Genomic DNA, 18,679 nt, shown 5'->3' on the forward strand with positions numbered 1-18,679 from the left:
TAGGATGGGCGGCATGGCAAAGACCGGTACGACGACCCAGGGGCTGCGCGCGGCGATCGAGCGCAGCGGCTACTACCCGGCCCTCGTGGCCGAGGCGGTGGAGGCCGCGATCGGCGGCGAGGCCATCGGGTCCTACCTGGTCCACCAGGAGACGACGTTCGACGCCAACGAAGTGCGCCGGCACGTCACCGTCCTCGTCCTGACCGGCACGCGCTTCATCGTCAGCCACACCGACGAGCAGGCGGCGGACAGCACGTCCCCGACGCCGTACGCGACGACCTCCACGGAGTCGGTCAAGATCGGCCGGATCTCCTCGGTCGTACTCAGCCGCGTCGTCGGCAACCCGGAGAAGTACGTGCCGGGCACTCCGCCCCGCGAGGTCGTCCTGACCATCGGCTGGGGCGCCGTCTCCCGCATCGACCTGGAGCCCGCGGCCTGCGGCGACCCCAACTGCGACGCGGACCACGGCTACACGGGCAGCTCGACCGCCGACGACCTGAGCCTGCGTGTCAGTGAGGCGGGCGACGGCCCCGACGCCGTGCGGCAGACCCTCGCCTTCGCCCAGGCCCTGTCCGAGGCGACCGCGGACACCGCCCGCTGATGTCCCTGCCCGCCTGGGACGACGTGGACCCGATCGCCCTCGACACGGCCCCCGTGCCCGCGTACGGCTCCGGGTCGCTCGCCGACCTGCTGCCCACGCTCGTCTCCCACCAGGGCGTGCCCGGTTACGAGACGCCGCCCATCACCGAACTCGCCCCCGCCGACCGGAACTGCGTCTTCCTGATCGACGGCCTCGGCTGGGAGCAGCTCAAGGCCCACCCCGGCGAGGCCCCCTTCCTGACGTCGCTGCTCGCCGGTTCGCGGGGCGGCACCGGACAGCCGATCACCGCCGGCTTCCCCGCGACCACCGCGACCTCGCTCGCCTCGGTCGGCACGGGCCTGCCGCCCGGCGCGCACGGCCTGCCCGGCTACACCGTGCGCAACCCCGCCACCGGTGAGCTGATGAACCAGCTGCGCTGGACCCCGTGGACCGACCCGCGCGCGTGGCAGCCCTACCCCACGGTCTTCCAGCGGGCCCACGACGCGGGCGTGCACACCGCCCAGGTGTCCTCCCCGACCTTCGAGAGCACCCCGCTCACCAAGGTCGCCCTGAGCGGCGGCACCTTCCGCGGCAAGCTCTCCGGAGAGGACCGCATGGACCTCGCCGCCGAGCAACTGGCGGCGGGGGACCGGTCCTTGGTCTACACGTACTACGCGGAAGTGGACGGCAAGGGGCACCGCTTCGGCGTCGACTCGGACGCCTGGCGCGGCCAGCTCGCGTACGTCGACCGGCTCGCCCAGCGCCTCGCCGAGCAGCTGCCCCCGCGCAGCGCGCTCTACGTCACCGCGGACCACGGCATGATCGACATCCCCTTCGACGATGCCTCCCGCATCGACTTCGACGAGGACTGGGAACTGCGCGCCGGCGTCGCCCACCTCGGCGGCGAGGGCCGCGCCCGTCACGTCTACGCGGTACAGGGCGCCGTCAATGACGTATTGACGGTGTGGCGCGAGGTGCTCGGCGAGCAGTTCTGGGTGGCCTCCCGCGACGAGGCGATCGCCGCGGGGTGGTTCGGTCCACACATTGATCAACGTGTGTACGAGCGTCTTGGTGACGTCATCGCGGCCGCGCACGACGATGTCGCGATCATCGCCTCGGAGCGCGAGCCCAATGAGTCCTCGCTCGTCGGCATGCACGGCTCGATGACCCCTGTCGAGCAGCTCGTCCCCCTTCTCGAAGTACGCTCCTAGCCGTACGCCCCTGATGCGCCGTTGACGGCGCCCCGACTCCGCACGCCCCCGAAAGGTCCTCAACTCCCCATGCCCGAGCTGGTGTTCTTCTCCGGAACGATGGACTGCGGAAAGAGCACGCTGGCTCTGCAGATCGAGCACAACCGCTCGGCCCGCGGACTCCAGGGGATGATCTTCACGAGGGACGACCGCGCGGGTGAGGGCAAGCTCTCCTCGCGGCTCGGCCTCGTCACCGACGCGATCGAGGCCGCGGACGACTTCGACTTCTACGCCCATCTCGTCGACCACCTCTCCCAGGGCGGCCGCGCGGACTACGTGATCGCGGACGAGGCGCAGTTCCTGGCCCCCGGCCAGATCGACCAGCTCGCACGGATCGTCGACGACCTCGGCCTGGACGTCTTCGCGTTCGGCATCACGACGGACTTCCGCTCCAAGCTCTTCCCGGGCTCGCAGCGCCTGGTCGAGCTGGCCGACCGCGTCGAGGTGCTCCAGGTCGAGGCCCTGTGCTGGTGCGGCGCCCGCGCCACGCACAACGCCCGCACCATAGGCGGCGAGATGGTCGTCGAGGGCGCCCAGGTAGTCGTCGGCGACGTCAACCAGTCCTCGGACGAGGTCGGTTACGAGGTCCTGTGCCGCCGCCACCACCGGCGCAGGGCGACGGCGGCGACCGCCCGCGCGGGCGCTCTCTCGCCCGACGTCCTGCCGGTGGACCCCGCCGTCACCCGCGCCTGACGCGGATAACGCCGCCCGCGCCTGCTCAGGCGCGGGCGTGTGAGCGTACGACGGTGAAGACCGCGCCCTCCGGGTCGGCGACCGTCGCCATCCGGCCGTGGGACCCCTCCCACGGCGCTCTGACGACCTGCCCGCCCAGCTCGGTCACCCGGTCCACCGCCTCCTTCACGTCGGCGACCTCGAAGTACGTCATCCAGTGCGGGCCCCGGTCGCGCGGCAGCGCCTCCCCGACCCCGTGCATGGCGGCCACCGGGCGGCCGTCGACCTGAAGGGTCAGATAGTCGAAGTCGGCCGAGACGACGGCCTCTTCGGTGTAGCCGAACACGGCTCGGTAGAACGGGACCACGCTCGCGGTCTCCCGCGTCACCAGCTCGTTCCAGGCCGGTGCGCCCGGCTCCCCGACCACGGCGCTGCCCAGGTGCCGCGCGGCCTGCCAGAGCCCGAACACGGCGCCCGTAGGGTCCGACGCGATGGCCATCCGGCCCGCCTTGCCCGCCGTGATCGGGCCCACGCCGATGGTGCCGCCGCAGTGCCGCACCGCCTCGGCCGTCGCGTCCGCGTCGTCCGTCGCCAGATAGGGCGTCCACGCGATCGGCAGATGCCGGTCCGACGGCAGCTGTCCGATGCCGGCCACTTCCCGGCCGTCGAGCAGCGCCCGCACATAGGGGCCGAGCTGCTCGGGGCCCGGCCGGAACTCCCAGCCGAAGAGCGCTCCGTAGAACTCCTGGGTCGCTGTCAGGCCATGCGCCATCAGACTCACCCAGCAGGGTGTGCCGGGTGCGCTGCGACCGGTTCCCGCGCCGTCGCGCCGCCCTGCGGACGCCTGTGCCTCGGTCATCGTCACCCTCTCCTCGGCCTTCGTGATGGCCGCTTCGCTTCCGCTCTCCGTCGAACGCGCGCGCCCGCGCCGCGCGCATGCGCGCCCTCGCAGATGCTCGCACCACCTGTCGCGTGGCGCGTCCCGGCCGCGCCGCGCCGCCCGGCTTCCCGCGGAGGATGCCCGCTTTACGGTGTCTCACCCCTTGCCGCGAGAAGGCCGAGCGAAGTCCATCTGCCGTACAGGGCGTGCAGGGTCCCGTACGCCCTGTGGTCGGGCGAGGGACGACCGAGCAGGGTAGCCGGACCTCGCCCATACGGCCACCCCATGCGCAAGGATGGGCCCCATGAACGCCATCATCTCCGCATCCGAACTCGCGAGCGACCTGGCGGGCGAGAATCCGCCGGTCCTGCTCGACGTCCGCTGGCAGCATCAGGGCTCGATGCGCGACGCCTACGAAGAGGGCCACATTCCCTCGGCCGTCTTCGTGGACCTGGACGCCGACCTGGCAGGCCCCGCCGGTCCCGGCGGCCGCCACCCGCTCCCCGACCTGGAGCACTTCGGCGCCGTGATGCGAGCGGCGGGCGTCTCGCCCGACCGTGATGTCGTGGTGTACGACGGTGGCCAGAACTGGGCGGCCGCGCGCCTGTGGTGGATGCTCCGCTGGACGGGGCACCCGTCCGTACGCGTCCTCGACGGTGGCCTCGCCCTGTGGACCGGCTCCCTGGAGACGGGCGCGGGGACGGCCCCGGCCGAGGGGTCCTTCGAGCCTGCCCCGACCAGCACGGACTTCCTCGACGCGGACTCGGCCGCGGCCCTGGCCCGCTCGGGCCTGCTCCTGGACGCCCGCGCGGCCGAGCGCTACCGCGGTGAGGTCGAGCCGATCGACCGGGTGGCCGGCCACATTCCGGGCGCGGTGTCGGTGCCGACCACCGAGAACGTAGAGGAGGACGGCCGCTTCAAGCCGGCCGCCGAGCTTGCGGACCGCTTCAAGGCACTGGGCGCGTCCGGCACTTCGGAGGTCGGCGTCTACTGCGGCTCGGGCGTCTCGGGCGCCCACGAGGTGCTGGCGCTCGCGGTGGCGGGGATTCCGGCGGCGCTGTACGTCGGCTCGTGGTCGGAGTGGTCGGCGGACGGCTCCCGTCCGGTCGCGACGGGCCCGGACCCGCAGTAGGCCACGGGTGAACGCACACAGGCCCCGCACCTGCCGGTGCGGGGCCTGTGGCGTCGTACGTCAGGGGCGTCCGGGGCCGGGGCTACTCCTGCTTCTTGCGCCGCGTGCCGAAGACGATCTCGTCCCAGCTGGGCACCGCGGCGCGGCGCCCGGGGCGCACTCCGTCGGCCTCGGCCTGCCGGTCCGTGGAGCCGACGAGCCGGTCGCGGTGGCTGGCCACCGAGCGCGGCATGAGCACGTCCGCGTAGGCCGCACCGGCGCCGGCCGATGCCGCGGGGGCTTCCTCGGCCTCGGCCTCCTGCTCGGACTCCTCCTGAGCGGGCGGCGGCAGTTCGGTGGTGGTCGTGACCGCGGGGCGCTCGGGCACGACCATGTCGCCGCGGAAGCTCGGCACCGCCTCCAGGAGGCTCGTCAGCGAGTCGCGCTCCTGCTCGGCGACCGCGGAGCCCGCGCCCTCGCCCTCCTCCGAGGGGTCGACGGGGGAGGCGGGGATGCTCGGGCGGTCCAGCTGCCGGTCCAGGGCGCGGTCGAGCGGCCGGTCCCGGGGGAGCCGGGCGATGCGCGGCACGAACGGGAAGCTGGGCTCCGGTGCCGCGATGTCGTCCGTCTCGCCGATCAGCGAGCGCGCCTCGTCGTCCACGGCCTGGACGAGCCGCCGGGGCGGGTCGTACGTCCAGCTCGCGGAGTGCGGCTCGGTCGCGACGCGGTAGACGAGCAGGACCTCCCAGGTGCCGTCGTCACGGCGCCAGGAGTCCCACTGGACGGATTCCTTGTCGGCGCCGCGCAGCAGCAGCCGTTCCTGGACGGCCTCGCCGAGCTGGGGTCCGGTGTTCTCGCCGGGACGGCGTACGGGGGTCTTCCTGGCGCGCTCCGCCATGAAGGCGCGCTCGGCGAGCACGGGTCCTTCGAAGCGGCGGACGCGATCAACGGGGATGCCGGCGAGCTGGGCCACTTCTTCCGCGCTGGCACCGGCACGTATCCGTGCCTGGATGTCACGCGGGCGGAGGTGGCTCTCCACCTCGATCTCGATCTGGCCGAGTCGGGGCCGGTCGCCGCGGACGGCCGCGCGCAGCCGTTCGTCGATCGGAAGCGTGTACTCCGTGCTGTCCGCAGCCTTCAGCACCAGCCGTGTGCCGTCGTTGCTGACGGCCACGACACGCAGTTCGGGCATGGGGACCTCCCGGGTGGTGCCTGCCGACGTCACGTGCGTCGCTGCTTCCGCTAGTCGAGTGTGGCCTGCCCGGGTGCAGCCTGCCACAACCTTGCCGAGTTGCCCGGCGTGTCGGGCAGGGGCCCTGGATCGCCGTTATGGCACGGTTACCGTTTCGCAACGCTAAGTGACGACGTTCGTCACCCTGTGCAGCGAGCCTCCCACCCGGTGGTTCTGGAAGGCCCCGGGCACCCTGGCGGGAGACCGGACCCAGGGCTCGCAACAGTACTCCATTCGGGCCACGCGGGTGGACCGCCGCGCCGCCGAACTTCTCATGGGGGAAGGGAGTTGGTGGCGTTTTCGGGCTCACAACCCCGCGCGCGGGTGGCGCACTTCACGGAAACCCCCGAAACGGAACTAATGGCTTCGCCCGTACGTCCCCTTCTCGTGTGGTCAGTCGAAAAGGTGAGAAAGGCAGGCAAGGGTCGGAGATGCGAATAAAGCCGGATTCCGGCAAGGGGTCGAAGGGTACGGACTCGATGGGCACGGCCGCGAAGGACCAGGAGGAGCCGGAGGAGAAGCGGCGCCTCGATCTCAGCGTGCCGCAGGTGGCGGGGAGCGCCATCGCCGCGGTCGTGGCGGCGAAGCTCGCCTCGAACCTCGGCGTCTACGGAACGATCCTCGGCGCCGGCGTCGTGAGCGGCATCGCGACCTGCGGCGGCACGATCTTCCAGCACTTCTTCAAGCGCACGGGCGAGCAGATACGCGTCGTCGCGGTGCAGGCCAAGCCGAAGGCGCACCAAGTGCCGGTGACCACCGCCACATCGGTGCCCGACACGTTCAGAACCACCGCCTACCCGGGCGCCGCGTCCGCCACCGGGCCCGTGACCACCACGTGGGGCCGCAGTCAGGAAGCCGGAGCCGAGCCGGACGCGACCAGGGCGTTGCCGACCGCGGCCGACGCCGACCCGACGACCGTACTGCCGTCGGTGGCCGCCGACCTCGATGCCGAGCAGACGCAACTGCTCGGCTCGGTCGACGCCACGCAGTTGGTGCCGCGCGAGGACGCCACCCAGCTCATGCCCCGCGACGACGCCACGCGCGTGCTCCGCGCGGGGACTCAGGTGCCGGCTCCGGGGACGCCGGTCGAACCGCCGCTCCCGTCGGACGAGTTCTCGGACGAGTTCACCGACGGGACCACACACCGCGCGCAGATCCGCAGCTGGAAGCGGCCGTTGATCGCGGGGGCCGTGGTCTTCGGTGTCGCGATGGCCGGCATCACCACGTACGAGGTGGTGTCCGGGGAGGACCTCAGCGGAGGCAAGGGCACGACGATCGGCAACGGCATCTCGGGGAACAACACCTCTCCGAAGAGGCCGTCCACTCCTTCCGAGCCGTCAGTGCAGCCCTCGGACAACGGCACTTCGGGGACCGATGACGGCTCCCAGGAGGGCGGCGGCACCGCGACCCCGGACCCGAACGGGACCGGCGGTCGGACGCCGGGCCAGGGCGACGGCAACGGCACAGGCCGCGACTCCGGTTCGGACAACGAGCCCGACAAGGACACCGGCACCGATCCCGGCAAGGACACGGGCGACGACTCCGGAGACGACGGTTCCAAGACGGACCCGACGCCGACGCCGCCTCCGGCCCCCACGCCGTCCAGCGGCACGGGGCCCGGCAGCGGCACGGGCACGGGCGGCGACGCGCAGCAGGGCGAGACCACCAGCCCGTAGCCGGCGTCAGTCGCCGAGAACCCGCCGCAGATACTCGTTGCCGAACACGCGGTCGGGGTCGAGGCGGTCGCGCAGGGCCGTGAACTCGCCGAAGCGGGGGTATACCTCGGCGAAGTACTCCGCGTCGCGCGTGTGCAGCTTGCCCCAGTGCGGCCGCCCCTCGTGCGCGGTGAAGATCCGCTCGGCCGCCGCGAAGTACGCCTGGTACGGCGTGCCCTTGTACATGTGGACGGCGATGTACGCGCTCTCCCGGCCCGAGGCCGTGGAGAGCGCGATGTCGTCCGCGGGCGCCGTGCGGACCTCCACCGGGAAGCTGATCCGCAGCCGCGAGCGGTCCACCATGGCCCTCAGCTCGCACAGGGTCTCCACGAGGGCCTCGCGCGGAACGGCGTACTCCATCTCCATGAAGCGCACCCTGCGTGGGCTGGTGAAGACCTTGTAGGGGATGTCCGTGTACGTGCGGGCGGAGAGCGCCTTGCTGGAGATCTTGGCGATGCCCGGGATGGTCGCGGGGACGGCCCGGCCGAGGGAGTTGACCACCTGGAAGAGGCCGTTGGAGAGCAGTTCGTCCTCTACGAAGGCGCTGATCCTGCCGGGTGGGGCCACCGGGCCCAGGCTGCGGTTGTTGCGCTTGGTGTTGCAGTTGCCGGTGTGCGGGAACCAGTAGAACTCGAAGTGCTCGTTCTCGGTGAAGAGGGCGTCGAAGTCGCTGGTGACCCTCTCGAAGGTCATCGGTTCCTCGCGGGCCGTGAGGAAGAAGACCGGCTCCACGGCGAAGGTGATCGCGGTGATGACGCCGAGCGCGCCGAGCCCGACGCGAGCGGCGGCGAAGACATCGGCGTTCTGGTCGGCGGAGCAGGTCAGGACCGTGCCGTCCGCGGTGACCAGCTCAAGGCCCGTGATCTGCGCGGCGATCGAGGCCGAGTCGCGGCCCGTGCCGTGGGTGCCGGTGCTGACGGCTCCGGAGACGGTCTGCTCCATGATGTCGCCCATGTTCGTGAGCGACAGGCCCTCACGGGCGAGCGCCGTGTTCAGGCGCTTCAGCGGGGTGCCCGCCTCGACGGTGACCGTGCCCGCCGCGCGGTCGATGCCGCGGATGCCGGTGAGCAGGCCGGGGCGTATGAGGAGGCCGTCGGTCGCGGCGGCCGCCGTGAAGGAGTGGCCCGAGCCGACGGGCTTCGCCCTGAGGCCGTCGGCCCTGGCCTCGCGCAGCGCCCCGGCGAGTTCGTCCACCGTCGCGGGGGTGACCTCCCTGGCGGGCCGCGTGGTGACGTTGCCCGCCCAGTTACGCCACGTCGCTGTGCTCCTCCCGCTGCCCGTGCCCGTTCCAGTTCCCGTGCTCATGGGTCCCTCCCCGTCGCGGAACCGGCCCGTTCAGCCGGCGATACCCCAGGAACCCGACCACGACCGCGGCCGCTCCCGAGATTCCCGGAACCGCGTACCCGGCGTCCGGTCCCGCGGCGTCGATCACCCAGCCGGCCGCGGAGGAGCCGAGCGCGACGCCGACCGCGAGCCCGGTGCTCACCCAGGTCATGCCCTCGGTCAGTTTCGCGCGTGGTACGTGCTGCTCGACGAGGGCCATCGTCGTGATCATTGTCGGTGCGATGAAGAGGCCCGCGACGAACAGCGCCACGGCCAGAAACAGCAGGTTCCCGACCAGTTGAAGCGGGATCATACTCACGGCCATCGCACAGACACCCAGCAGCCACCTGGGCGCCGGCGCCCCCTTGAAGCGCAGCAGCCCGAAGACGGCCCCGGCGAGGCAGGAGCCGAGGGCGTAGACCGCGAGCACCAGGCTCGCCGCGGACTTGTGGCCCTGGTCCTCCGCGTACGCCACGGTGACCACGTCGATCGCCCCGAAGATCGCGCCGGTCGCGACGAAGGTGGCGACGAGCACCTGGAGGCCGCCCGAGCGCAACGCCGAACCCCCGGTGTGGTGTTCGCGAGGGTGCGGCACCGGCTCAGTGTCCCGCTGTGCCGTCAGCCAGAAGACGCCCACGGCGAGAAAGGCCCCGGCGAGCAGCGGTCCGGCCTCGGGGAACCACACCGTGGAGAGCCCGATCGAGATGATCGGCCCGAAGATGAAGCAGACCTCGTCCACCACCGACTCGAAGGAGTACGCGGTGTGCAGCTGCGGGGTGTCGCGGTAGAGGACGGCCCAGCGCGCCCTGATCATCGAGCCTACGCTCGGCACACAGCCGACCAGCGCGGCGAAGACGAACAGCGTCCAGTCGGGCGCCTCGAACTTCGCGCAGAGCAGCAGACCCGTCACCGCGGCCAGGGAGGCAAGCGTCGCGGGCCTGAGCACCCGGCGCTGGCCGTGCCGGTCCACGAGCCGCGATATCTGCGGGCCGATCGCGGCGGCGGACAGCGCGACGGTCGCCGACAGCGCGCCCGCGAGGCCGTAGCGCCCGGTCAGCTGGGACACCATCGTCACGATGCCGATGCCCATCATCGATATCGGCATGCGGCCGAGGAACCCGGCGGTGGAGAACGCCTTGGTGCCGGGGGCGGCGAAGAGAGCGCGGTAGGGGCTGGGCACGTGGACTCCGGTAAGGCGTAAAGGTGGCTGATACAGCTTACGGCTCCCGGGGTGCCGGACGCACCGTGATTTTCCGGCTGTCAGTGCCTGGTGGCAGGATCGGGAGCATGTCCGATGTGCTCGATCCCACGCCCTACGACGCCCTGCTGCTGCTCTCGTTCGGCGGCCCGGAGGGCCCCGACGACGTCGTCCCGTTCCTGGAGAACGTGACGCGCGGGCGCGGCATCCCCAAGGAGCGGCTCAAGGAGGTGGGGCAGCACTACTTCCTGTTCGGCGGGGTCAGCCCGATCAACGACCAGAACCGCGCCCTGCTGGGCGCCCTGCGCAAGGACTTCGCGGAGCACGGCCTCGACCTGCCGGTCTACTGGGGCAATCGCAACTGGGCGCCCTACCTCACCGACACCCTGCGCGAGATGGTCACCGACGGCCGTCGCCGCATCCTGGTCCTGGCCACCAGCGCCTACGCCTCGTACTCGGGCTGCCGCCAGTACCGCGAGAACCTCGCGGACTCCCTCGCCGCCCTGGAGGCCGAGGGCCTCCAGGTGCCGCGGGTCGACAAGCTCCGGCACTACTTCAACCACCCCGGCTTCGTACGCCCGATGGTCGACGGCGTCCTGAAGTCCCTCGCCGAGCTGCCCGAGGACGTACGCCGGGGCGCGCACCTCGCCTTCACGACGCACTCGATCCCGAACGCCGCGGCCGACACCTCCGGGCCGGCCGAGGACCACGGCGACGGCGGTGCCTACGTCAAGGAGCACCTGGACGTGGCCCGCCTCATCGTCGACGCGGTGCGCGAGGAGACCGGTGTCGAGCACCCCTGGCAGCTCGTCTACCAGTCGCGCAGCGGCGCCCCGCACATCCCGTGGCTGGAGCCCGACATCTGCGACCACCTGGAGGAGCGGCACGGCGCGGGGGCGCCCGCGGTGGTCATGGTCCCCATCGGCTTCGTCTCGGACCACATGGAGGTGCTGTACGACCTCGACACCGAGGCCGAGGCCAAGGCCGCGGAGCTGGGCCTCCCGGTCCGCCGCTCGGCGACGGTCGGCGCCGATCCCCGGTTCGCCGCGGCGATCAGGGAGCTGGTCCTGGAGCGCGCGGCGAAGGAGAGCGGCACGGCCGTCACTCCGTGCGCGCTGGGGGCCCTGGGTCCGAGCCACGACCTGTGCCCGGTGGGCTGCTGCCCGGCCCGCGCCCCGAAGCCCGCGGCCGCCGGCGCCGACAGCCCGTACGCGTGACCCCCGATCCCCGAGCTGGAGCCAGCACCATGACGGACCCACTGAAGGCGCTCAAGGCCGAACTGCTCGACGTCGCCCTGGAGGCCGCGCACCGCGCAGGGGTCTTCCTGCGCGAAGGCCGACCCGACGACCTGGCGGTGGCGGCCACCAAGTCCAGCGCCGTGGACGTCGTCACCGAGATGGACATCGCCTCCGAGAAGCTCATCACCGGCTTCCTCGGCGAGCGCAGGCCGGACGACGGCGTGCTCGGCGAGGAGGGCGCGAGCTTCGAGGGCAGCAGCGGTGTGGAGTGGGTCGTCGACCCGATCGACGGCACCGTCAACTACCTGTACGGCCGCCCGGACTGGTGCGTGTCCATCGCCGCCCGCAAGGACGGCGAGACCCTGGTCGGGGTGGTGCACGCCCCGATGCGCGGTGAGACCTACCGCGCGGCCCTGGGGGAGGGCGCCTTCCTCGGCGAGACGCCCGCGCGCGTCCGCCCCGCGCCGCCGTTCGGTCAGGCCCTGGTGGGCACCGGCTTCGGCTACCTCACCGAGCGCCGGGCCCGGCAGGCGGAGGTCGCCCGGCACCTCGTCCCGAAGGTGCGGGACATCCGCCGCGGCGGGTCGGCCGCGATCGACCTGTGCGACGTCGCGGTGGGCCGTCTGGACGCGTACTACGAGCGGGGGCTCAACCCCTGGGACTTCGCGGCCGGTGACCTCGTCGCCCGTGAGGCGGGCGCGCTGACCGGTGGCCGCCCCGGAGAGCCCCTCTCGGGCGAGCTGGCCGTCGCGGCCCCGCCCGGCCTCTTCGAGCCCCTCCAGGGCCTCCTGGAGGACCTCGGCGCCTGGCACGACTGACGGCACACGGAAGGGCCCCGGCGGCTGGTCCAGCTGCCGGGGCCCTTCCGTGCGCATGTGCTCGGACTGCTCAGACCTGGAGAGCGGCTACCTCGACTCCGTGCTCGGCGGCCAGGCGGTGGAGGTCCTCCAGCTCCGCCTGTTCGACCTCGGCGAGGAAGTCGTCTCCCGTCTCACGGGCCATCGTGAGGTCGGACTCCGTGGCCTTTATGCGCTGCAGGAGACCTGCGGTGAATGCGTCCATGGTTGCGCCCCCTCGGCTGGGTCGTGGGTCGATGGCACGGGGGTGTGCCCTCAAGAAGGGTTCGATCACGTCGTGAGCCGCCCTGGAGAAAGCGGTTTGTGGCGCACCACATACAAAGCGTGATCGCGGGTGTAAGGCCGTCCTCCCCTTGCTCCGTTCCGCAGAAACCTCAACAGCCGGAGAAAAACCCGCATTCCCGGGCCCCGAGACCGCCTTACAGCCGGTTTATGGCCGAAAGGGGCAGGATGGAGGCCTACCCCCGAGACAAACCTGCCCGCAGGGGCACAGAGGAAGGACAACGACGTGCGCGTACTCGTCGTCGAGGACGAGCAGCTGCTCGCCGATGCGGTGGCCACCGGACTGCGCCGGGAGGCCATGGCCGTCGACGTCGTGTACGACGGGGCGGCCGCCCTGGAGCGCATCGGCGTCAACGACTACGACGTGGTGGTGCTCGACCGGGACCTCCCGCTCGTGCACGGCGACGACGTCTGCCGCAAGATCGTCGAGCTCGGCATGCCGACCCGCGTCCTGATGCTCACCGCCTCGGGCGACGTCAGCGACCGGGTCGAGGGCCTGGAGATCGGCGCCGACGACTACCTCCCCAAGCCCTTCGCGTTCAGCGAGCTGACGGCACGCGTGCGCGCCCTCGGACGGCGTACGAGCGTGCCGCTCCCGCCCGTCCTGGAGCGGGCCGGGATCAAGCTCGACCCCAACCGCCGCGAGGTCTTCCGCGACGGCAGGGAGATCCAGCTCGCGCCCAAGGAGTTCGCCGTCCTCGAAGTACTGCTGCGCAGCGAGGGCGCGGTCGTCTCCGCGGAGCAGCTGCTGGAGAAGGCCTGGGACGAGAACACCGACCCGTTCACGAACGTCGTCCGGGTCACCGTCATGACCCTGCGCCGCAAGCTCGGTGAGCCCGCCGTCATCGTGACGGTCCCGGGCTCCGGCTACCGGATCTGACCCCCGGTGGCCGCGACCCCGGCGCCGCCAGCCGCGCCTCCCAAGCCCACGTGGGACCCGAGGAAGGTCGAAGCACCCTTCCCGTGGCTGCGCCCCACCATCCGCATACGCCTCACGCTGCTCTACGGCGGCATGTTCCTCATCGCGGGCATCCTGCTGCTCTCGATCATCTATCTGCTCGCCGCGCAGGCGTTGAACGTGGGAACTGACCTGCCCTTCACCATCGAGGGCGGCTCCAAGGTGAGCAGCGACACCTGTCACAACCTCCCGACGGGGACGCAGATCCCCGCCGAGCAGGTCAACGCGGCACTGAACGAGTGCGTCAACCAGGTCCGCCGGAATGCCCTGGACAACCTCCTCAGCCGTTCACTTCTCGCCCTCCTCGGTCTCGCCGTGATCGCGTTCGCCTTCGGGTACGCGATGGCGGGCCGCGTGCTCTCGCCGCTGGGCCGCATCACCCGCACCGCCCGCAGGGTGGCGGGCACGGACCTGACCCGGCGCATCGAGCTGGACGGCCCGGACGACGAGCTGAAGGAGCTGTCCGACACCTTCGACGAGATGCTGGACCGCCTGGAGCGGGCCTTCACCGCCCAGCAGCGCTTCGTCGGCAACGCGTCGCACGAGCTGCGCACTCCGCTGGCGATCAACCGCACGCTCCTGGAGGTGCACCTCTCCGACCCCGGCGCGCCCCCCGAGCTCCAGCAGCTCGGCAAGACGCTCCTGGCCACCAACGAACGCAGCGAGCAGCTCGTGGAAGGCCTGCTGCTGCTCGCCCGCAGCGACAACCAGATCGTCGAGCGCAAGCCCGTCGACCTGGCCGAGGTCGCCGACCGCGCCGTCGACCAGGTGCGGGCCGAGGCCGACGCGAAGGCCGTGGAGATCCGCGGGGAGCGCGGCCCGGCAGTCGTGCAGGGCAACGGCGTTCTCCTGGAGCGGATCGCTTTGAACCTCGTCCAGAACGCCGTCAGGTACAACGTGCCGGACGAGGGATGGGTCGAGGTCACCACGGAGGCTCAGCACGGCCAGGCGGTCCTCGTGGTGTCGAACACGGGCCCGGTGGTGCCCGCGTACGAGATCGACAACCTTTTCGAGCCGTTCCGGAGGCTGCGGACCGAGCGGACGGGCAGCGACAAGGGCGTCGGTCTCGGCCTGTCGATCGCCCGGTCGGTGGCGCGGGCCCACGGGGGCCGTATCATCGCGGAGCCGCGTGAGGGGGGAGGGCTCGTGATGCGAGTCACGCTCCCCATCTGAGATGCTGCCGCGAGTGCGTCGGCGTGTTCGCTTTGCGCGGAATTTTCGGGACTCGATCCCGGGAAAATCGTGTGTGATCGATCACAGTGGCTATTTCATGGGTATCTACTCTCCGTGATCGCGAAAGTCGTCGGAAAGCCGGGAAAATCCGGGTTTTCAGGGGTCTTGATCACGGGAAGTACACGGGGTGACGCCCGTGAAGTGCGACATTCGGACCGTGTACGGTCCCGATCGCCATCCAAGCCGATCACCTCTTCAGGGGTGCGGTTGGGTGTCGATTGAGTAACAGACCTTGATGTGAGGCAAAATCTCCGCCTCGGGTCGGGCACAAGTCCGGCCTCTCACGCGTTACGTGCGCTGGAGACACCGCAGACACCCAGAGGGGGAGAGCGACATGGCAACGGACTACGACACCCCACGCAAGACCGACGATGACGTCAATGAGGACAGCATCGAGGAACTGAAGGCGCGGCGGAACGACAAGTCGACCTCATCGGTCGACGTCGACGAGTTCGAGGCCGCCGAGGGCCTCGAACTCCCCGGCGCGGACCTTTCCAACGAGGAGCTCGCCGTCCGGGTGCTCCCGAAGCAGCAGGACGAGTTCACCTGCATGAGCTGCTTCCTGGTGCACCACCGCAGCCAGCTGGCCAGGGAGAAGAACGGCCAGCCGATCTGTCGCGACTGCGACTGAGGCGGGGTCGGCCGTGACTGGCTCGACCCCGTCCAGGAAGCGCCGTTTCCGCAAGCGCGGAGCGGACGAAGCCGGCGCCCCGGGCGACGGCGTGCGTGACGACGAGCGGGGCTCTTCCACAGGCGGAACAGCCTCGCTCGAACCGGCGAGCGCCCTTGAGGTGGCGCCGGGCGAGACGGCGGACGACAAGGCCTCCAGGACCACTCGGACAGCCGGGTCCCGGAGCCGCGTTGCCGCCGTCGCGGTCGGAATGAGAGAAGGCGTGCGCAAGGGCGGGCGCGGCGCCAAGGCCGGCATCGGCTATCTCGCCGACCGCCTCATCGAGAACGCCCCGCGGATCCCGGTCCGCGATCTGGCGACCCTCCGCAAGCAGTTCCCGGGCCTCGGCCCGGAGCAGCTGGCGGACAAGCTCGTCTCCGGCGCGGCCAACGCCTCGTCCACGGTGGGCGCGGGAGTGGGCGCCGCGGCGATGATGCCCGTGCCGCCCGCGATGCCCGCCGAGCTCGCGGCCGAGATCACCGGCGTCGCCGCCGTCGAACTGAAACTCATCGCCGAGCTGCACGAGGTCTACGGTCAGCGGCCCGGCGGCAATCTCAAGCAGCGCAGCACGGCGTATCTGACCTCGTGGACGCAGGAGCGCGGCGTCGACGTGTCCAAGCCCACGACGCTCAACGCCGCCCTGGGGGGCCAGGTGAAGCGGGAGCTGCGCCAGCAGATCATGAAGCGGATGGTCCGCAACCTCCCGAACCTCATGCCCTTCATGGTGGGCGCCGCGGTCGGGGCGGTGATGAACCGCCGGGACACCAAGAAGCTCGCCGCGAAGATCAGGGAGGACCTGCGGACGCGGCAGGTGCCGTGGGACGCGCTTCCGGAGCTTCCGCCTCTGGAGGCGCCGGACGATCCTCTGCGGTTGGGCGGGCGTCCCAAGGAGTTGGGCGGCTGAGTCCGGTGAGGGTCTGCGGGCCCTGCTGTGGCTGGTCGCGCAGTTCTCCGCGCCCCTGACGGGCGCTCCGGCTCAGGGAGTGTTCTGGCGCACCGCGTTCAAGGCTTCCGCGAGGGCCTCCGGGTGCCTCGTCGAGATGTATGCGTACGGCGTCGGGTCGGCCGGATCCGTGATCTTCACGCGCAGGGCCGTGGGGATGTAGGCGCGCAGCAGCATGAACGCGCGCGGGTCGGCCTTGTAGGAGCGCCAGGCGCGGGTCTCCTCGCCCGTCAGGACCTCTGCCTCGCCCAGGGCGGACACCGGGATCCTCGCGTCGCCCGCGACCAGCGAGCCGGCCATCACGCGGATCCGCACCGAGCCGTACGCGCTGGTGACGACCGCGGCCACAGCCGTGCCGCCGACCAGGCCGCCGAGGAGCGGGAGGGTGCCGAACGGCAGCATGATCAGGGCCATCGCGACACCGACCAGTACCGAGGCGAACCACCACGAACGGGGCGCGGTCAGGCGTTCTTCGTAAGGCTGCATGGAACCAAGCTTGGCACGGGGAGCTGGGAGCGCTGACGCGGAGGTAAGGTCTGCGCCTGTGAGTGGTACATCTGCAGCTCTGACGCCCCCGGCCGACGCCATAGCGCCCGTCCGCCACCCCGACGCGCCCGCTCCCGGTGAGTTGATCGGTGCCCACTACGAACACTGTTTCGGCTGTGGCGAAGGGCAGGCGCACGGACTGCACCTGGCGGCACGCGCCGGGGAGGGTGTGACCGTCACCGCGGAGTTCACCGTCCGCGAGGCGCACCAGGGCGCCCCGGGCCTCGCCCACGGCGGCGTCCTCGCCACCGCGCTCGACGAGACGCTGGGCTCGCTGAACTGGCTGCTGCGGGTGATCGCGGTGACCGGCCGCCTGGAGACCGACTTCGTACGGCCCGTGCCGCTGGGCACCGTGCTGTTCCTGGAAGCCGAGGTCACCGCCGTCGCAGGACGGAAGATCTACTCGACCGCCACCGGCCGGATCGGCGGCCCCGAAGGGCCCGTCGCGGTCCGTGCCGAAGCCCTCTTCATCGAGGTGAAGGTCGAGCACTTCATCGACAACGGCCGCCCGGAGGAGATCCAGGCCGCCATGAACAACCCGGACCAGATCCGGCGCGCCCGCGCCTTCGAGGTGAACCCGTGACATCCCGCCCCCCTCTGGACGTGCTGATCAGGCGCGTCGACCCCGACGTACCGCTGCCGTCGTACGCGCGGCCCGGCGACGCAGGCGCCGATCTGCGGACGACGGAATCCTGTGAACTCGCGCCCGGCGAGCGGGTCGTGCTGCCCACCGGGGTGTCCATCGCGCTCCCCGAGGGGTACGCGGCCTTCGTGCACCCCCGTTCGGGGCTCGCCGCCCGCTGCGGTGTCGCTCTGGTGAATGCCCCGGGGACGGTGGATGCCGGGTACCGTGGAGAGATCAAGGTGATCGTCGTGAATCTCGACCCGCGCGAGGCCGTGCGGTTCGAGCGCTTCGACCGGATCGCCCAACTGGTCGTCCAGCAGGTCGAGAAGGTGCGCTTCCAGGAGGTGGCGGAGCTTCCCGCGTCGGCACGGGCCGAGGGGGGCTTCGGGTCCACCGGCGGCCATGCCGCCGTGGACGTCGGCTCGGGCGGAAGCGCGGGCGAACAAACGGGTGGGAATCGATACGCATCGGTCGTATCCGACCGGGAAGGACAGTGACGTGTTCGGACGTCGCAAGAAGGACAGTGCCGCCGAGGACGCGGCGGGCGCGGACGAGCAGGTCGTCGACGGCGTGGACAGCAATGACCAGGCCGACGTCGCGCGCTCGCGCGTGAGGCTGGAGCCGGAGCCCCGTCCCGACGGTCCCTGGGACATCTCCGAGGTCCGTGAGCCCGGCGAGGGCCGGGTGGACCTCGGCGGGCTCTTCGTGCCGGGGGTCGAGGGCATGGAGCTGCGGGTAGAGGTCGCGGGCGACGCGATCGTCGCGGCCACCGTCGTGCTCCAGGACAGCGCCATCCAGCTCCAGGGCTTCGCCGCCCCGAAGAAGGAGGGCATCTGGGGCGAGGTCCGCGAGGAGATCGCGACCGGCATCACCCAGCAGGGCGGTGTCATCGACGAGGTCGAGGGCCCCCTCGGCTGGGAGCTGCGCGCGCAGGTCCCCGTGCAGCTGCCGGACGGCACGGGCGGCGTGCAGGTCGTGCGCTTCGTCGGCGTCGACGGGCCGCGCTGGTTCCTGCGCGGGGTGATCTCCGGGCAGGGCGCGGTGCAGCCGCAGGCCGCCGGACTGCTGGAGCAGATCTTCCGGGACACCGTGGTCGTGCGCGGCGAGGGCCCGATGGCGCCCCGCGACCCGATCGTCCTGAAGCTGCCGGACGACGCGCAGATGGTCGCCGAAGGCAGCGTCCAGCAGGAGCAGCAGGAAGGCTCGCGCTTCTCGGGTGGCATGGGGCAGCTTCAGCGCGGCCCCGAGATCACCGAGGTGCGCTGACACCGCCGCGCATCGGCGCGACAGGCGCCCCCGCCGCCTGACGGCGGGGCGAGTGTCCAGCGCCTGACGGCGAGTCAAGTGCCTTGTGGCCCGCAGTGGTT

General features: G+C 71.4%; 20 protein-coding genes. 14 read left to right on the forward strand and 6 right to left on the reverse strand.

Annotated elements, in window-relative coordinates; all coding sequences use genetic code 11:
- The first annotated feature begins 13 nt into the window (after nt 1–13).
- The 3 genes from CP975_RS26925 (at nt 14) to CP975_RS26935 (ending at nt 2,523) form a co-directional block, all read left to right on the forward strand.
- Nucleotides 14–601, forward strand: a complete 588-nt coding sequence (locus tag CP975_RS26925) for a DUF5998 family protein (RefSeq protein WP_030778679.1) — start codon at nt 14–16, stop codon at nt 599–601.
- A complete protein-coding gene (locus CP975_RS26930; protein WP_055531377.1) occupies nt 601–1,791 on the forward strand; it encodes an alkaline phosphatase family protein in 1,191 nt (396 codons plus the stop codon). The genes CP975_RS26925 and CP975_RS26930 overlap by 1 nt, the downstream gene beginning before the upstream one ends.
- A 69-nt stretch (nt 1,792–1,860) precedes the next feature.
- Nucleotides 1,861–2,523: a thymidine kinase gene (locus tag CP975_RS26935; RefSeq protein ID WP_055531376.1), complete on the forward strand. Its 663-nt coding sequence runs from the start codon at nt 1,861–1,863 to the stop codon at nt 2,521–2,523.
- A gap of 25 nt (nt 2,524–2,548) precedes the next feature.
- On the opposite strand, the gene CP975_RS26940 is transcribed toward CP975_RS26935, so the two are convergent.
- Nucleotides 2,549–3,361 (reverse strand): VOC family protein, encoded by an 813-nt coding sequence (locus tag CP975_RS26940; protein WP_150477435.1) that lies wholly within the window; start codon nt 3,359–3,361, stop codon nt 2,549–2,551.
- A 325-nt stretch (nt 3,362–3,686) separates the two neighbouring features.
- Between CP975_RS26940 and CP975_RS26945 the strand changes: the two genes are divergently transcribed.
- Nucleotides 3,687–4,514: a sulfurtransferase gene (locus CP975_RS26945; protein ID WP_055531374.1), complete on the forward strand. Its 828-nt coding sequence runs from the start codon at nt 3,687–3,689 to the stop codon at nt 4,512–4,514.
- Nucleotides 4,515–4,596: 82 nt separating this feature from the next.
- Here the strand turns inward: CP975_RS26945 and sepH are convergent, their stop codons facing one another.
- Nucleotides 4,597–5,685 (reverse strand): septation protein SepH, encoded by a 1,089-nt coding sequence (gene sepH, locus CP975_RS26950; protein ID WP_055531372.1) that lies wholly within the window; start codon nt 5,683–5,685, stop codon nt 4,597–4,599.
- A 470-nt stretch (nt 5,686–6,155) separates the two neighbouring features.
- Here sepH and CP975_RS26955 point away from each other — a divergent pair, with 470 nt between their 5' ends.
- Complete coding sequence (locus CP975_RS26955) at nt 6,156–7,400, forward strand: hypothetical protein (protein ID WP_246201636.1); 1,245 nt, start codon at nt 6,156–6,158, stop codon at nt 7,398–7,400.
- A 6-nt stretch (nt 7,401–7,406) separates the two neighbouring features.
- Here the strand turns inward: CP975_RS26955 and CP975_RS26960 are convergent, their stop codons facing one another.
- Together CP975_RS26960 and CP975_RS26965 are read right to left on the reverse strand one after the other, a co-directional pair.
- A complete protein-coding gene (locus CP975_RS26960; protein WP_055531368.1) occupies nt 7,407–8,744 on the reverse strand; it encodes a D-arabinono-1,4-lactone oxidase in 1,338 nt (445 codons plus the stop codon).
- Nucleotides 8,686–9,942, reverse strand: a complete 1,257-nt coding sequence (locus tag CP975_RS26965; protein ID WP_055531366.1) for an MFS transporter — start codon at nt 9,940–9,942, stop codon at nt 8,686–8,688. The genes CP975_RS26960 and CP975_RS26965 overlap by 59 nt, the downstream gene beginning before the upstream one ends.
- 107 nt (nt 9,943–10,049) lie before the next feature.
- Between CP975_RS26965 and CP975_RS26970 the strand changes: the two genes are divergently transcribed.
- Together CP975_RS26970 and CP975_RS26975 are read left to right on the forward strand one after the other, a co-directional pair.
- Nucleotides 10,050–11,177, forward strand: coding sequence for a ferrochelatase (locus tag CP975_RS26970; RefSeq protein ID WP_055531363.1), 1,128 nt, complete (start codon nt 10,050–10,052; stop codon nt 11,175–11,177).
- Between the two features lie 29 nt (nt 11,178–11,206).
- Nucleotides 11,207–12,016: an inositol monophosphatase family protein gene (locus CP975_RS26975; RefSeq protein ID WP_055531362.1), complete on the forward strand. Its 810-nt coding sequence runs from the start codon at nt 11,207–11,209 to the stop codon at nt 12,014–12,016.
- A gap of 70 nt (nt 12,017–12,086) precedes the next feature.
- On the opposite strand, the gene CP975_RS35135 is transcribed toward CP975_RS26975, so the two are convergent.
- Entirely contained in the window at nt 12,087–12,260 is a 174-nt protein-coding gene (locus CP975_RS35135; protein ID WP_167532735.1) for a hypothetical protein, read from the reverse strand.
- Between the two features lie 303 nt (nt 12,261–12,563).
- On the opposite strand from CP975_RS35135, the gene CP975_RS26980 reads away from it, so the two are divergent.
- The 4 genes from CP975_RS26980 (at nt 12,564) to CP975_RS26995 (ending at nt 16,102) form a co-directional block, all read left to right on the forward strand.
- Entirely contained in the window at nt 12,564–13,217 is a 654-nt protein-coding gene (locus CP975_RS26980; protein ID WP_030778701.1) for a response regulator transcription factor, read from the forward strand.
- Nucleotides 13,218–13,223: 6 nt separating this feature from the next.
- Complete coding sequence (locus CP975_RS26985; RefSeq protein WP_055531361.1) at nt 13,224–14,468, forward strand: sensor histidine kinase; 1,245 nt, start codon at nt 13,224–13,226, stop codon at nt 14,466–14,468.
- Nucleotides 14,469–14,862: 394 nt separating this feature from the next.
- Nucleotides 14,863–15,159: a DUF4193 domain-containing protein gene (locus CP975_RS26990; RefSeq protein ID WP_030357326.1), complete on the forward strand. Its 297-nt coding sequence runs from the start codon at nt 14,863–14,865 to the stop codon at nt 15,157–15,159.
- A 13-nt stretch (nt 15,160–15,172) separates the two neighbouring features.
- Nucleotides 15,173–16,102, forward strand: coding sequence for a hypothetical protein (locus tag CP975_RS26995; RefSeq protein ID WP_199783010.1), 930 nt, complete (start codon nt 15,173–15,175; stop codon nt 16,100–16,102).
- Nucleotides 16,103–16,174: 72 nt separating this feature from the next.
- Here the strand turns inward: CP975_RS26995 and CP975_RS27000 are convergent, their stop codons facing one another.
- Nucleotides 16,175–16,627, reverse strand: a complete 453-nt coding sequence (locus tag CP975_RS27000; RefSeq protein ID WP_055531359.1) for a DUF3093 domain-containing protein — start codon at nt 16,625–16,627, stop codon at nt 16,175–16,177.
- A 58-nt stretch (nt 16,628–16,685) separates the two neighbouring features.
- Here CP975_RS27000 and CP975_RS27005 point away from each other — a divergent pair, with 58 nt between their 5' ends.
- The 3 genes from CP975_RS27005 to CP975_RS27015 are packed head-to-tail and all read left to right on the forward strand — an operon-like array spanning nt 16,686 to nt 18,578.
- Nucleotides 16,686–17,270: a PaaI family thioesterase gene (locus CP975_RS27005; protein WP_055531358.1), complete on the forward strand. Its 585-nt coding sequence runs from the start codon at nt 16,686–16,688 to the stop codon at nt 17,268–17,270.
- Complete coding sequence (dut, locus tag CP975_RS27010; protein ID WP_030778712.1) at nt 17,267–17,809, forward strand: dUTP diphosphatase; 543 nt, start codon at nt 17,267–17,269, stop codon at nt 17,807–17,809. Before CP975_RS27005 ends, dut begins: the two co-directional genes overlap by 4 nt.
- A gap of 1 nt (nt 17,810) precedes the next feature.
- The gene (locus CP975_RS27015; RefSeq protein WP_030778714.1) at nt 17,811–18,578 is read left to right on the forward strand and encodes a DUF3710 domain-containing protein; all 768 of its coding nucleotides are present in this window, start codon (nt 17,811–17,813) and stop codon (nt 18,576–18,578) included.
- Nucleotides 18,579–18,679 lie beyond the last annotated feature (101 nt).

It is taken from the genome of Streptomyces alboniger (assembly GCF_008704395.1).
Taxonomy (GTDB): domain Bacteria; phylum Actinomycetota; class Actinomycetes; order Streptomycetales; family Streptomycetaceae; genus Streptomyces; species Streptomyces alboniger.

Excerpts from the sequence above, each read along its gene's own strand:
- CP975_RS26925 (WP_030778679.1), top strand. The coding sequence starts at position 14 with ATGGCAAAGACCGGTACGACGACCCAGGGGCTGCGCGCGGCGATCGAG.
- CP975_RS26930 (WP_055531377.1), top strand. The coding sequence starts at position 601 with ATGTCCCTGCCCGCCTGGGACGACGTGGACCCGATCGCCCTCGACACG.
- CP975_RS26935 (WP_055531376.1), top strand. The coding sequence starts at position 1,861 with ATGCCCGAGCTGGTGTTCTTCTCCGGAACGATGGACTGCGGAAAGAGC.
- CP975_RS26940 (WP_150477435.1), bottom strand. The coding sequence starts at position 3,361 with ATGACCGAGGCACAGGCGTCCGCAGGGCGGCGCGACGGCGCGGGAACC.
- CP975_RS26945 (WP_055531374.1), top strand. The coding sequence starts at position 3,687 with ATGAACGCCATCATCTCCGCATCCGAACTCGCGAGCGACCTGGCGGGC.
- sepH (WP_055531372.1), bottom strand. The coding sequence starts at position 5,685 with ATGCCCGAACTGCGTGTCGTGGCCGTCAGCAACGACGGCACACGGCTG.
- CP975_RS26955 (WP_246201636.1), top strand. The coding sequence starts at position 6,156 with ATGCGAATAAAGCCGGATTCCGGCAAGGGGTCGAAGGGTACGGACTCG.
- CP975_RS26960 (WP_055531368.1), bottom strand. The coding sequence starts at position 8,744 with ATGAGCACGGGAACTGGAACGGGCACGGGCAGCGGGAGGAGCACAGCG.
- CP975_RS26970 (WP_055531363.1), top strand. The coding sequence starts at position 10,050 with ATGTCCGATGTGCTCGATCCCACGCCCTACGACGCCCTGCTGCTGCTC.
- CP975_RS26975 (WP_055531362.1), top strand. The coding sequence starts at position 11,207 with ATGACGGACCCACTGAAGGCGCTCAAGGCCGAACTGCTCGACGTCGCC.
- CP975_RS35135 (WP_167532735.1), bottom strand. The coding sequence starts at position 12,260 with ATGGACGCATTCACCGCAGGTCTCCTGCAGCGCATAAAGGCCACGGAG.
- CP975_RS26990 (WP_030357326.1), top strand. The coding sequence starts at position 14,863 with ATGGCAACGGACTACGACACCCCACGCAAGACCGACGATGACGTCAAT.
- CP975_RS27000 (WP_055531359.1), bottom strand. The coding sequence starts at position 16,627 with ATGCAGCCTTACGAAGAACGCCTGACCGCGCCCCGTTCGTGGTGGTTC.